10 protein-coding genes are annotated in these 13,924 nt (G+C 42.6%); 1 reads left to right on the top strand and 9 read right to left on the bottom strand.

Annotation, left to right across the window (positions count from 1 at the left end):
* Window positions 1-44: 44 nt before the first annotated feature.
* The 6 genes from raiA to IPM95_05790 all read right to left on the bottom strand — a co-directional run bounded on the left by raiA (window position 45) and on the right by IPM95_05790 (window position 5,119).
* On the bottom strand, window positions 45-344 hold the full coding sequence (gene raiA / locus IPM95_05765) for a ribosome-associated translation inhibitor RaiA (protein ID MBK9328821.1): 300 nt from the start codon (window positions 342-344) through the stop codon (window positions 45-47).
* A 117-nt stretch (window positions 345-461) separates the two neighbouring features.
* Window positions 462-1,352 carry a tyrosine-type recombinase/integrase gene (locus IPM95_05770; GenBank protein MBK9328822.1) on the bottom strand — a complete coding sequence of 297 codons (891 nt, stop codon included), beginning with the start codon at window positions 1,350-1,352 and terminating at the stop codon, window positions 462-464.
* Window positions 1,353-1,423: 71 nt separating this feature from the next.
* Window positions 1,424-1,615, bottom strand: a complete 192-nt coding sequence (locus IPM95_05775) for a 30S ribosomal protein S21 (GenBank protein MBK9328823.1) — start codon at window positions 1,613-1,615, stop codon at window positions 1,424-1,426.
* A 97-nt stretch (window positions 1,616-1,712) separates the two neighbouring features.
* Complete coding sequence (locus tag IPM95_05780) at window positions 1,713-2,861, bottom strand: acyl-CoA dehydrogenase family protein (protein ID MBK9328824.1); 1,149 nt, start codon at window positions 2,859-2,861, stop codon at window positions 1,713-1,715.
* 66 nt (window positions 2,862-2,927) lie between these two features.
* Window positions 2,928-3,629 (bottom strand): helix-hairpin-helix domain-containing protein, encoded by a 702-nt coding sequence (locus tag IPM95_05785; GenBank protein ID MBK9328825.1) that lies wholly within the window; start codon window positions 3,627-3,629, stop codon window positions 2,928-2,930.
* Window positions 3,630-3,691: 62 nt separating this feature from the next.
* Window positions 3,692-5,119, bottom strand: a complete 1,428-nt coding sequence (locus IPM95_05790) for an OmpA family protein (GenBank protein ID MBK9328826.1) — start codon at window positions 5,117-5,119, stop codon at window positions 3,692-3,694.
* 349 nt (window positions 5,120-5,468) lie between these two features.
* Between IPM95_05790 and IPM95_05795 the strand changes: the two genes are divergently transcribed.
* On the top strand, window positions 5,469-6,047 hold the full coding sequence (locus IPM95_05795) for a MarC family protein (protein MBK9328827.1): 579 nt from the start codon (window positions 5,469-5,471) through the stop codon (window positions 6,045-6,047).
* Here the strand turns inward: IPM95_05795 and IPM95_05800 are convergent.
* From IPM95_05800 to IPM95_05810, 3 genes are all read right to left on the bottom strand, one after another.
* Complete coding sequence (locus IPM95_05800) at window positions 6,044-6,772, bottom strand: ABC transporter ATP-binding protein (protein MBK9328828.1); 729 nt, start codon at window positions 6,770-6,772, stop codon at window positions 6,044-6,046. The two genes, IPM95_05795 and IPM95_05800, sit on opposite strands and share 4 nt — an antisense overlap.
* A gap of 32 nt (window positions 6,773-6,804) precedes the next feature.
* Window positions 6,805-7,107 (bottom strand): Asp-tRNA(Asn)/Glu-tRNA(Gln) amidotransferase subunit GatC, encoded by a 303-nt coding sequence (gene gatC / locus IPM95_05805; protein MBK9328829.1) that lies wholly within the window; start codon window positions 7,105-7,107, stop codon window positions 6,805-6,807.
* 109 nt (window positions 7,108-7,216) lie between these two features.
* Window positions 7,217-13,921, bottom strand: a complete 6,705-nt coding sequence (locus tag IPM95_05810; protein MBK9328830.1) for a proprotein convertase P-domain-containing protein — start codon at window positions 13,919-13,921, stop codon at window positions 7,217-7,219.
* Window positions 13,922-13,924: the final 3 nt, after the last annotated feature.

The following is a 13,924-nucleotide window of genomic DNA, read 5'->3' on the forward strand; positions in this document are numbered from 1 at the left end:
AATGCGGCACAATGGCCGCATTTTATTTATCAGAAAATTGCTATCTATTCCTTGCTTTTCGTTTTAATTTTTTCAATCTGACGTTTTAATGAATCTACGGCCATATCTACCGCCTGCTCGAATTTCTTGCTCTTTTCTTTGGCAACCAGCGTATTGCCGGGTATATTGGTTTTTATGACGACTACTTTATCCTTTACCTGGGTGTTCAGTTGCTCTAAACTTAAAATAACGTCCGAATCAATGATGCGGTCATAGAACGTTTCCAGCTTTGTCAGTTTCCGGTTGATGAACTCTTTCAGCGATTGGTCAGCATCGAAATGCAGCGATTGGATTTGAATTTTCATTGACATAATACTAAAATTTACAAAGTTTAATGAATTGGGTTAGTAATACATTTTTTAGGTCAGGAGCAAGGTGCTCGTTACCAATAAAGCATCTGTTTTTAAAAAAGTATCATAGGCTTAAGCTTTGGGGTGAGCGATTTTATAAATTTCCTTTAATTGTTCTATCGTATTGTGTGTATAGACCTGCGTGGATGCCAGACTGGCATGGCCCAGCAGTTCTTTTATATCATTCAGTTTAGCGCCATTATTGCTCATGTGCGTGGCAAACGAGTGGCGCAGCACATGCGGGCTTTTCTTTTCTACCGTACTGCAGTATCCGACATACTTCTTCACTAATCTGTAAACATGATTCGGATATAATTGGTTTCCGTTGTCCGTTAAAAAAACATAAGAAGAAAAGGGGATATTTTTGAGTTTTTCTTTTTGTAATCTCTGGAACAACTGGAGTGAATGCGTCAACTCCTTTCCTATAGGAATGATGCGTTGTTTATTTCCCTTTCCGGTAACCTTCAATTGGCCTGTAACAAAATGAATATCGCTCCATTGTAAATTAATCAGTTCCTGACGACGCATGCCGGTGGAGTACAGCATGTCCACAATCAGCTTATCCTGCAGGCCATCAAAGGTATCCTTAAAGAAATTTGCAGAAGGTTCCAGCAAGTCATTCATTTTACTCTGCTCCACAAATTTGGGCAGGCGTTCCGGCAGTTTCGGAGCGTTAATCTTACCGGCAGGGTTCGCAGAGATTTCTCCTTTTTTCTGGTAATATCTATAAAAGGATTTGAGTGCGGAGATTTTTCTTTTGATACTGGCAGGCTTGCTATTTTTGGTTACCAATTCCACCACCCATGCCCTCACCTGATTGTTCCTGACCAATAAAGGGTTTTCCAGTTCAAGCTCATTTTTTAGAAATAAAAAAAACTGCAGAATATCTGATTTATAAGACTCTACAGTTTTTGCGGAATATCGTTTTTCGTATTGAAGATAGTTAAGGAACGCCTCTGTCATTTTTCGCTTCTGTTAATCTTTTCCTTTATCGGGAAGATTAAATTAGGCAAAAAAAATGAATTGCGCAACTATTAATCCTCTATGCTGCGAAGTTTCCCGATATAAACGGCTTTTTTAACGGCTGTTCTTCTTTTTACAGAAGGCAACGTAAAAGCCTGACGGGCACGGAGTTGTTTCACAACACCGGCCTTTTCAAATTTCTTTTTAAATACCTTTAGCGCCCTGTCTAAAGATTCTGATTCTCTTGCGTCAACGATTAACATAGTATAATACCTCTTTTATTGTTAAGATTTGGATTGCAAAGATAGCAATTAATTTGAAAATTTAAAAATGTGTAAATCTGAAAATAAGAATTTTATGTTAAATGTTCCCTTTCAGTATTTCGCGGCTGATGACCAGCTTCTGAATCTCCGAAGTTCCCTCGCCAATGGTACACAGCTTAGCGTCACGATAGAATTTCTCTACCGGAAAGTCCTTAATATAGCCATAACCGCCTAAAATCTGAACCGCCTCATTGGATACCTTGCATGCAATTTCAGAAGCATAATATTTGGCAAAGGCAGACTGTTTGGTCATTTTTTCGCCGCGTATCATCATGTCAGCAGCCTGAAAAGTCAATAATTTAGCCGCCTCGATTTGCGTGGCCATATCCGCCAGCTTAAATCCAATAGCCTGAAACTCCGAAATCGGCTTACCGAACTGCTCTCGCTCTTTAGCATATTTCACCGCAGCTTCATATGCCCCAACGGCAATACTGATACTTAAAGCTGCGATAGAGATCCTTCCGCCGTCCAGTATTTTCATAGCCTGTACAAAACCATCCCCCGCTTTACCAAGAATATTTTCTTTTGGAATCCGGCAGTTGTCAAATATCATCTCCGCCGTTTCAGAACATCGCATACCCAGTTTGTTTTCCTTTTTGCCTCCGCTAAAGCCGGGTGTACCCCGTTCCACCACGAAAGCCGTCATTCCATGACTGTCCAGCAATTCTCCCGTACGGACAATTACAACGGCGACATGGCCACTCCTGCCATGTGTAATGAAGTTTTTCGTTCCGTTGATAACCCATTCATCTCCATCCTGGTGTGCCACACATTTCATCCTGCCCGCATCCGAACCGGTGTTGGGTTCTGTCAGCCCCCAGGCGCCTATCCACTCACCGGAAGCCAGTTTTGGAATCCAGCGATTGCGTTGTTCTTCGTTGCCGAATTTGTAAATATGATTGGTACATAGTGAATTATGGGCAGCAACCGACAGGCACAGGGAACTGTCTACTTTTCCAATTTCAATAAGTGCCGTAATGTATTCATGGTAGCTTAATCCTGCGCCGCCATATTCTTCCGGAATCAGGATACCCATTAATCCCAAATCACCCAATTTCTGTAATGTTTCCATAGGGAAATGCTGGGTTTCGTCCCATTCCATCACAAATGAGCGGATATGCTTTTCGGCAAAATCCCTTACCGTCTGTGCAATCATCTGCTGGTTTTCTGAGTATTCGAAATTCATCTTTTAAATTTTGTGCAAAGATACATTTTTTAGTATGATTTGTAAACATGTAAGGCCTGCGGAAGTTTATTCTACCAGAACATATGGCTGCAACTTGTAAAACTGTTCGGGGTGGTCTTTCACATAGTACAGATTCCTTATATCCTCCACCGTTTCAAATGGCCTTACTTTGGTACGGTATCCGATAATCTGTTTGGCAATGGTAGAAAAAAAATACGGATTGGAAGTCAACTCCTCAAACGAAGCCGTATTGATATTTACCTTTCGGATTTTAGCCGGTTTTATGGCAAGCTGTTTTCTGAAGCGCTGATAGGTTGAATCCTGTATACCCCAGACATCTCTTATTTGCTCAATGGAATAAAACCCGCCCAGCTTATCCCTGAAATCTACAATGCGTTGTGACAAAACCTTACCGATTCCATACAGCTTTTCAAAATCTGCGGCGGAAGCGGCATTTATTTCTATTTTAAAATCTGGTTTTGGGTTCTTGTCTGTTGTTGCAGGATTATTCTGATAGGCATATTTATTGCCGGCAATTTCGTAGGGGTTGCTTTTATTTTTGTTGTACCTGAAGCTATCCCTTGCGTTATCGATTTGCCGCTGCAGGCCGGTTATTTTCTGATTATCTTCCACAGTCAGCGGACGATCTTCTGCAAACTGTTGTACAACATATTTCTTCAGAATGATACTTGTAAAAATGGCTAAGCAAAGAAAAATAATTCCGTTGCGTTCATAGCGCGAAAAGCCTGTATCCTGATTTTTATTCATAGAAAACAAATATAAAAAAAGGGCTGCAAATTGCAGCCCTTTTCAATTATTTCAGCTAAAATTTATTTGAACAGCAAATTAAATTCAACTCTTCTGTTTTGTGCTTTGCCGGCAGCAGTTTTATTGTCAGCAAGCGGTTTTGCTTCACCATAACCTGCAGACACCAATCTGCTGGCAGGAATTCCTTTTCCAACCAGATAAGCAACTGCCGATGCTGCTCTGTCTTGAGACAATTTCAGGTTAAAGTTGTCATCGCCTACATTATCTGTGTGACCATCTACATTTACGTCGTAGTAAGCATATTCTTTCAAGATAGAAGCTACTTCATCCAATACTTTGTAAGAAGCCGGCTTGATAACAGCTTTACCCGTTTCGAACTGGATAGCACGAGCAGCAAACGCTAATTTTTTCTTAGCTTCTTCTTTTACTTCAGGACATCCTTTGTTGGAAGCAGGTCCAGGTACATCCGGACATTTGTCATCTGCATCCTGAACACCGTCACCATCTCTGTCAGGGCAACCTTCTGCGGAGAAAACACCTGCCACATCCGGGCATTTGTCTTTTTCGTTGATGATACCGTCACCATCTCTGTCAGGATCCGGGCAACCGCCGTATTTGGCTATACCTGGTACATCCGGGCATGCATCTTTAGCATCCGGAATTTTATCGCCGTCTCTGTCAGGACAACCGTTAAATTCGGCAATACCTGGAATAGTAGGACATTCATCTTTACTGTCTTCTATTCCGTCACCGTCCGTATCAGGACAACCGTTAAATTCTGCCAGTCCCGGAACGGTCGGGCAAGCATCATCTAAATCGATAATACCGTCACCATCCGTATCTAACGGTTTTTCTACTACAGGAGCCGGTTCTTCTTTTTTCTTACCTTTTCCTAAGTCAGCCATTACACCCAATCCAAAGAAGATATGATCGTTATTGTTTTTGATAGCAAAATTATACCCGCCATTTACGTTTAAAGCAACATTATCGGCGATTTTAAAGTTGACTCCAAGACCGACCGGAATACCAAATCCGATGACACTTTCTCGTGTAGCCGGAGTTTCCGCCCAAGAACCCTGCAGTTTTGCGAATATATACGGAGAAACGGCTGCATCTTCTTTTAAAATATAACCATTGTTAAACTTGTAGGCCAATACACCGGCAAATAGTAAGTTGTAGGTATTGATAGCGGGTAAAGTCGGATCTTCTTTTCCTGAAAATACATGAGTACCCACTTCTAAGCCAACGGCTACAGAAGAGTTTGGATTATACCATGCGGTAATTCTCGGTCCAAATTTCACAGGATGTTTGAATGTGGATAGTTTTTTAAGTGCAGGAGAGTAATAATCAGCGATTTCCATACCGATGCCAATGCTGAATCGGTTGTTTCCCACAGCACTGTTACTGTTTCTAGGTGGTTTTTTTGCACCAAGTGCCACTGAACTTACCAAGATAAGCAATGCATAAAATAATACGATACCTTTTTTCATAAAGACTTTGGTTTTAATTTATTCGACAAAAGTAATGTTAATTTATATTAATTTGCAAATTTACACAACTTTTTTAGAAATTTAAATCAAAATTATTTTCATTTTCAGGTCGGTTTGTTGATAACCCAATACTGAAACGGCTTTTGAATTAAAAAAATGAATGTCTGACTGAGCTATTGCTTACAAACACCCTTCTTCAACTTATCCTGAAACTTTAAATTACAATTCTGCCCTATACTGAAAGATGGCAGAATAGGTTTATAACACATTTTAGTAAAATAGTAATGTTTTGGATTAGAATGTATCGACTAAAAGAAAGAACTTTGCAAATGATATAAAGTCACATAGAATGGATTTAAAAGAGATCATTACCGTAACCCTCATATTGTTTGCCATCATCGATGTTTTAGGCTCTGTGCCTGTTATTCTTGATATTAAGTCTAAGGTCGGGCATGTAGATGCCAAATACGCAACCATCGTATCCGGTTTCATTATGATTCTTTTCTTGTTTACCGGAAATCAGATTCTGAACCTGATTGGCATAGATGTGGCCTCCTTCTCACTGGCAGGGTCCATCGTTATCTTTCTTGTCGGGCTGGAAATGACACTCAACAGGGATATCTTCAAATCTGGTAATGCCTCTGTAAAAAGCACATCCGTCGTTCCAATCGCCTTTCCAATGATAGCGGGTGCAGGGACACTGACAACTCTTTTATCTCTTCGCTCTGAATACGATGTTTATGTGATTCTTATTGCCATACTGATTAACCTGGGAGTAATATACTTTGTGATTCGTTTCATTCCAAAGATTGAGTTGCTGATCGGAGATACCGGTATCAATATACTCAGGAAAGTCTTTGGAATCATTCTGTTATCAATTGCGATAAAATTATTTTCGAAGAACCTGGCCCTATTGTTTCAGTTCTAAGCCGGTTGTACCTGTGTATTCATGGCTTTTCTGATAGCCTGATTGGGCTGATCACTTTCAATTAGTCCGTCTCTCATCCTGACAATTCTATGGGTATAGGAGGCTATATCCTCTTCGTGGGTAACAACGATCAGTGTATTTCCGTGCGTATGGATATCTTCAAATAATTTCATGATTTCATAGGATGTTTTAGAATCTAAATTCCCGGTCGGCTCATCTGCCAGAATAAGAGAGGGGTTATTTACCAATGCCCGTGCCACTGCCACGCGCTGCCGCTGACCACCGGATAATTCATTCGGTTTATGCTTCATCCTGTCGCCTAAACCCACCTGTGCCAGCACCTCCATGGCACGCTCGTCCCGTTGTTTCTTTCCCCATCCGGCATAAATAAGGGGCAAAGCCACATTTTCAATGGTGGTTAACCTCGGAATTAAATTGAATGTCTGAAAAATAAATCCGATCTGACTGTTACGGACAGATGCCAATTCATTATCAGAAGACTTGCTGACATCCGTTCCCTGCAGAAAATATTGTCCGGCGGTCGGTGTATCCAGGCATCCGAGAATATTCATCAGCGTAGACTTTCCGGAACCCGACGGCCCCATCAACGCCACATACTCATTTTGATCGATTACCAGGTCTATTCCCTTCAATGCATAAATCACCTCATCACCCAGGCTAAATTCACGGGTAATTCCTTTCAGTGTTATAACGGGTTCGGGCATAGTTTGAATATTGACTGCTGATTTAATCTTATTTATTGATACTTAGTTCCTTTGACAAATTTGGGAACTTTAATGTAGTCGTTATCCTTCAATGGGGCATTCATCAATGCTTCTTCTTTGGATATCGGGTAATCTACCACATCTTTCCTGAAAACATTGGCTTCTTCATTGATATACACCAACGGCTCCACTCCATCCGTGTTCAGTTCATTTAATTTTTCCATAAAGCTCAGTATTTTCGATAAGTCTGACTTGATGGCTTCCTTACCTTCTTTATCAAATTCCAGTTTTGATAAATCTGCCAGTTTATCTACTAAAGCATCATCTACTATCATTTGTTATTGGTTGTACGTTTCTGAAAAACATTACGAATATAAAAAACAAAATGGTACAGCAAAGTATATATAACCTTAACAGTACCCTTTTTATTTGGTTTTTTAGATACTATTCCAATTTAATCACTTGTCTGGTGACAGGCTGCTGTTCGTTGGTGACAATAAAATAATATACCCCTTTTGCCCATTGCTGCGTTTCAATTTTCCATTCGTTTAATCCCGCTTTCATCGTCTTTATCTCATTTTTCATCAATTGTCCTATATCATTGTAAATCGTCAGTGTGATGTCTGCAGGCTCTTTAGAATACGTAGTAATGACGGTATTGTCTGAAACAGGATTCGGATAAATACTGATAAGTTCGAATTTATCCTTATCTATTCGGGCGTTGACTATATTCGTCAATTGGGAAGAATTATCCAAATCCACCTCACGAACCTGATAGTAATATATGAGACCGGGAGAAACGTCATGATCGTCGAAAGCATAATTTTTAATTGCATTTGAATTTCCGGCAGCAGGCAACTCACCAATTTTAGTAAAATGAATGGCATCCGTACTTCGTAACACCTCAAATGTTTTTGTATTTAATTCTGACGCAGTTGCCCAGCTCACCTTGATATATTCATCATCAATTGGCAATGCCTTTATATAAATCAGTTCGATCGGTAAGACGGTAGGGCAATCCGCCAGCTTGGCGCTGCTGACTTCACATCCCACCACACCCGTGGATACATTCTTTATATGTGCAAAGGTGAATATATCCTGAAAGTTGGCAGTTGTAGCGGTGGTCCATGTCGCTCCTCCGTTATATGAATATTCGGCAACATAGGTAGCATTACATCCGGTACAATTGGGGTTGACGGAAACGGTTGGAGGTGATGCTGCACAATTAATCGTGGGGGATATACGAATTCTTGGAAATACATCCAGCGGTCCGCAAATTGTTTTTACACACCCATATTGGTCTATGTAACTATACTGCAGGGAATAAGATGCTCCCGGATTTACACCTGCAGCATTGGTATTAATAGTACCTGTACCATCGGAATTAACAGTAACGGCACCCGCAACCGTTGCACCTGTACAGGTCCTGTTATTTTCCAGCGTTACGGAAACTCCGGTAGCAAATGTGCCATTTGGCGTACCTAGATTAACATCTAACTGACCAAACACGGACGCAGCAGGCCCCACACAGTAAAGCGAAGAACAAAATGCATAATTGTTGCTAAATAACGTATCCACCGTACCATCGGCATGTACCTCCACTATTCGAATAAAGTTTAATGTATTCATACCACCGTTATTGACAGAGCCACCTCCTGAACCAAACCCGTCATCATAACCATCATACAATACAAACCTGAACGGTCCGTCATTCGGGTTGATGGTAGCAGGAGTAGTAGTTGTGCTCGCACCAACCGTAGGGCCATAACCTCCACCGGATGCCACTACCTGATTATTACCGTCATAAATCAACCAGGACACATCCTGCGGATAAGAATCAAAATCAAGCATAACTTTGTATTGTGAAAATAACGGAATCGGATTTGATGTAGAGAATGCGACAATAGAACTGTCACATACGTTGGTATCCAGTAGAACAGTACCTAAATTAGGTTTATTGTAAGTTCCGCCAATCTGGCTCTCACAACCTGCATTGTCTACAAACCGTACATTCCATGCCTGACCGTCAGCTACTGTAAACGGACTGGATACTTCACTTTCTCCAACAGGACGCGTCGGGTAGCTGATGCTTCCGGCAGCTCCTGTGCCAATTACAGTAAAGGTATCGGTAGATGGCACGGAAGTATTGTTCAGTGTAATGTTCCAATTACTCAATGTTCCGGCATCGCCGGCAGCATCGTCAAAAATTTGTAATTTCCAAATACCTTCCAGTTGTGTTCCCAACAAGGTACTTAATGCGCCTTCGGGAACCCTGTCAACTCCGGATAAATTGCCGGTGGTGTATGTGCTGATGTTGGTGCCGGAAGCGACAAAACAAACATTTGTCAGTGAGGCAATGCTGCTTGGCCCGACATCTGTCATGAGTTGAATACAAGTGCCATTTGGTGCCACCAGATACATCTCCACATCCTGCATCCATTCATGGTTCAATGTTACACAAACCTTGATATCATTTACTGTTGCCAGTGTCGGAGTACCGGTAAATGCAGCAGCCGGAACAGTAATCGTTCTTTCCGCATCCATACCTGCACCGGGTGTACAACTGCCTCCTGACCCCATATTGGTACCATAATCCCACCCGCTCGCTGCCGTTGAATTCGTTCCGGTATAGGTTTCCGGAGGTCCTGGAAGTCCCGGCAATCCGCCTGTTGGAGAGGTGACTGTCAGCAAAACACCGTTAGTGCCATCACCGGGAGCAGCACAGGTTGGCGTAAAAGTTGGGGTGGTTACCTTCTCCAGCATGGTTATTTTTACAGGTGCGCCATAGCTATAACAGGTATAATCGGGCGTTAATATACCGGTTGTTGCATCATAATCGACCATAGTAACGGGAGTCAACCAAAACTGCTGAGGCCCATATTTAAACGGATCATTATTAATGATGGTCAAATCCCCATGATGAGCATTGAAGGTGCAATTACTGTAAGTTTGGTCATAGGTTAATTTCAATGTGGACCCATAATACCAGATGCCGTTAAAATCAGCATAATTATCGCTGAACAGTAACTGCCACGTACCGTTTAGAGGTACTCCAACCAGTCCTGCAAACGAATTTTCCGGTGTGTAATTACCGCTTAATGTTGATGGCGGGGAAGTACTGGCAGGACAAGAAGCCGTAATAGCGGAACCGGCTGACTGATTCAGGCACACACTCCATGCACCGTCTCTGGTGCCGCAGTCATTATCTGCCAACACAATGGTTGTTCCATTGGGTGCCCTGAGACGGATGTACATATTATCCATATTTTCCGCAAAGAAATAGAAACATAATTCGATATTATTTGCATTCTGCAGGGTAGCACCTGCGGGAAATCCGGATACGACGAGATTTTTTGTTATGGTACCGTCGAGTGTACCTATATCCTGTTCATCTAGAACATCGCTGGCATATTGATCGATTATTCTGGTTGAGGTTCCGGAACAGTTTCTATCTATCTGCCCAACATAATATCCTTTACCTGAATTGGATGCATCAAAGGGATCCAACGATGCGCCTGTCGGCTGAGTCGAAGAAAACTGCCATCCGATCACCGGATTGCTCAATACATTAGAACCAAAAAGTATCGGATCAGCAGAGACACCCAAGGTGGTCTGTTCTCCGTAACATAGTACCGTATCTCCTTTTTCCGTAACACCCAAATCCGTGTTGCAGCAAACCTGCCTGTTGTAAATCTTAAATTTGTATGTGCATTCATTTCCGGCAAAACCATCTACAGCTACATAATATTTTTGTCCGGCCGTTAAATTGACCGTAACACTACCGTCAAAAGTACCTGTACTCACCGTTGAGTTGGGAACAGTGGCCAGGGAAGAACAGGTGTTACCCTGATAAATAGTAAACTGAATACCCGGAGCGCCCACATCAGCGGATGCAGGAATATTCGGGGTAACCCGATTATCCCCGATGGCAGCGTGGCCTGCACATTCCAGTCCTTTTGAGTCAAAATAGGAAAAGGTATATGAACCTGTGTAAGGAGCAACATAAATATACCAAACCGTATTTTCCGTGGTAGCATCCGGAAAAACAGGATCCTCATCACAGGGGGACGTAGCATCAACATTCATGGATTGATAGCCATTACAGGCTATATTTGATATATCCGTAGCACTGAAACATTTATCATTAGAAGGCGGAGATACATTAGGTCCGATACTGTCAACATCCATCGAAAAATTACCAGTCTGCGTGGAACCTGTCGTCTCATAACCATCCACTAAAACATAATACCTGTTTCCGGGTGTTAAATGTCTCAGATTAATAATTTCATTACCTCCTGAACCATTGTTATCTGCGCAATCAATCGCCCGGGTGTCCAGATTGGAATTCGTGTTGGTAAATTCCATACAACTTGCACAATCATCCCCATCCAAATAAATGGTCCCGAAAATATCAATCGTATCCACGCCTTCAAAAATGTAGACAACGGGATCAAAGTCATTTCCAACCCCTACACTGGTCACATTGACGTCTACATTTCCGGATAATGGAGCGGTAAAATAAAACCACACTCCTTTTCCATAATTATCACAATTCGAATAAGAGAAATCTTCGACCGCATTATAGGCTGCGCTCGTATTGTTGGTTGCAATCGGTGCGGCACCTATCGTTAAAGGCAACGCATTAGTACAATTATCAGAAGATGGCGACGGACAATTGTAGGTATTATTAACCGTCACATTTCCGCAACCTGCCGGAATACCCATATTGTATGGTGCAGCCCAGGAAATGGTAACCGGCGTGTATGCGCCGGAAGTACCAGTAGCCATAGGACCCTGATTTAGGGTGCCGGAAGTAGTTACAGCACTCGCACATCCCGGATTTATAGTTATATTTTGAGAACAGGGCATCCCTGATATTGTGTAAGTAGACGTAATGCTTGGATAAATATTGAAAGTACATGCATTCGTAGAACGCGCACAGTTAGCGGTTGCAGGTTGTGGTGCCGGATATCCGGATGCTATGGTGGTTACTCCGTTATCTGCTAAAATATATCCGACAAATGTGTAGGTAGCCGGAGTACATCCCGGATTGGGTAATCCTTGTCCGGGATTATACACATCATACGTGGCAGGGTTATCCAAATTGATGGTACATGGGGACCCAAACGAGCCTGACTTACAGTATGCCCATCTCGTTCCGGGATTAGAGCCATAATACGTAATCCCCATTGTAGCATTTAAGGCACCACCGGCGCAGGTAGAGGATGTATTGCATGTTTGGGCGGAGATATAGGGACGTTTCACCTGGATGTTAAAGTTACATTGAGCACCCGCATTACCATCTATCACAAAATAGTAGGTTTGACCTGCAACAGGCGTAAATGTCAATGAAGTGGTACCATGACTGATTGGCGTTAATGAAGCGCAACTTCCGCTGAAGATACCAAACTGAATTCCCGTACTTCCGTCTTCCCCGCTCGTACAGGAAACACCCGTAACGGTTAAAGTAACCTCACTGTTGTTATTGTTGGCCGGTGCGGTCCATTTATACCACACATCATTTTCCAAAGTCAGCGCATCCACATAGAATGGATCCGGATCCGAACATTCTGCGGTTGCACCAATAGTTGTTCCGGCCTGACCAACACACAGATTTAGGCTGACAGCACTGGCACACTGGTCATTGGAAGGAATTACATCCGGGGTTCCAACAAGGTCCGGTCCAGGTGTAGGATTGGCAGAATTGGTTATGGTTTCCGTTACCTGTACGGTAAATGTTGCCGTCGGCCTGAAGAGTGTTCCGCTCACCCATACATAATAGGTTTGCCCGGGTATAACAAACGTAAATAAACGTTCCGTACCTCCTGTTCCGGCATCATCATTACAGCCCATCACTACATTGCTCTCCCCTAGCTGAGAACAGGATAAATTACAATCATCAACTCCGCCTTCCAATCCGGCCATAGGCCCTATCAGGCTGATTTTTACATCGGAAGAGACACTGGGAACCACATTGACCTGCACCCTTCCGGAAGCAGGTGCAGTAAACTTATAATACACATCCTGATACCCGGAACATCCTGCATCCAAATCAGAAGAGGCACCGGCATTGGTTCCGGCAACAGGGGCGGCATTCATTGTCAAATCTGCCGCATTACAGATTACATCGTTCTGTACCATCGTCCAGTACGGCAGACAAATCCTGCTTAACCAGCAATTCGCACCTGTAACAGTGATGGTTTTACATACCTTATAACTGGTTGAGTTGTTCAACCCATTATAAATTCCCGGCGAAGATGGAGTAAGTACCGCCGAAGCACAATTATCCCACACCTGATAAGTGATGACCGCTGAATTAAGACAAGTGGTGGTGTTCGCACCGTTGGTGGTGACTATTTCATATCCTCTGTTTATTGGAAATTGAACGGTAGTGAACGGAGCGGGCACGGTAAAGTTACCACAGACCGTTGCTGTTTTGACAGTAGCATACCCAAAATTAGAATGGCAGGCGCCATTGGCTGCAGTTTCATCAAATGAATAGTCATCCGGACTGGCAAAGTAATAGGATTTACAGTCTGCATCGTTACAGGTTGTACACTGATTGACACCAGAACAAGAGAATGTTGCAGTTGTTCCTGTACCGGAACCGGGTGCACCGCCGAAAAAATCCAGGTAAAATCCCTCCTGGGTGCCATCGTAATTATCTACCAGCAAATACAAAACCTGACCGGCAGTAACGTTCATGTTATTCGAGAATAAATTGCCGGATGCGCCGTTTGAGTTTCCGTTTGTAGTCCCTCTGATACCTGTCGGGGATTTTGGAGCCGCAAAATTACATCTGTCCGGCAAGCCTAAAGCCGAACCTGTTGGACAAGTTCCTCCGACTCCCATATTCCACAGGGAGAAGTCATAATCCGCTGTTCCGTTGTAAGGACGGATGGTAAACTCTAATGTACCTGCGGTTTGAATAACAATCTTAAACCATCTTGTATTCTTTTCACCGGCCAACATACATCCACAGCCTCCGGTTGGGCATTCCTGTGTTCCGGGACCATCGTCCAATTGTTCTGCAAGCTGGTTATTACAAACCTGAATCGCATTCGAGCAATTATTGTTTAATTGAGCATACAAACGAAACTCAATTATGAAGCAAACTATAAAAAGCAGAAATTGTAAAAATCTCTTCATGCA

The sequence above is a fragment of the Sphingobacteriales bacterium genome (assembly GCA_016719635.1).
Lineage (GTDB): Bacteria > Bacteroidota > Bacteroidia > Chitinophagales > JADIYW01 > JADJSS01.

Excerpts from the sequence above, each read along its gene's own strand:
- IPM95_05780 (MBK9328824.1), bottom strand. The coding sequence starts at position 2,861 with ATGAATTTCGAATACTCAGAAAACCAGCAGATGATTGCACAGACGGTA.
- IPM95_05795 (MBK9328827.1), top strand. The coding sequence starts at position 5,469 with ATGGATTTAAAAGAGATCATTACCGTAACCCTCATATTGTTTGCCATC.
- IPM95_05800 (MBK9328828.1), bottom strand. The coding sequence starts at position 6,772 with ATGCCCGAACCCGTTATAACACTGAAAGGAATTACCCGTGAATTTAGC.
- IPM95_05775 (MBK9328823.1), bottom strand. The coding sequence starts at position 1,615 with ATGTTAATCGTTGACGCAAGAGAATCAGAATCTTTAGACAGGGCGCTA.
- IPM95_05770 (MBK9328822.1), bottom strand. The coding sequence starts at position 1,352 with ATGACAGAGGCGTTCCTTAACTATCTTCAATACGAAAAACGATATTCC.
- IPM95_05810 (MBK9328830.1), bottom strand. The coding sequence starts at position 13,921 with ATGAAGAGATTTTTACAATTTCTGCTTTTTATAGTTTGCTTCATAATT.
- gatC (MBK9328829.1), bottom strand. The coding sequence starts at position 7,107 with ATGATAGTAGATGATGCTTTAGTAGATAAACTGGCAGATTTATCAAAA.
- IPM95_05785 (MBK9328825.1), bottom strand. The coding sequence starts at position 3,629 with ATGAATAAAAATCAGGATACAGGCTTTTCGCGCTATGAACGCAACGGA.
- raiA (MBK9328821.1), bottom strand. The coding sequence starts at position 344 with ATGAAAATTCAAATCCAATCGCTGCATTTCGATGCTGACCAATCGCTG.
- IPM95_05790 (MBK9328826.1), bottom strand. The coding sequence starts at position 5,119 with ATGAAAAAAGGTATCGTATTATTTTATGCATTGCTTATCTTGGTAAGT.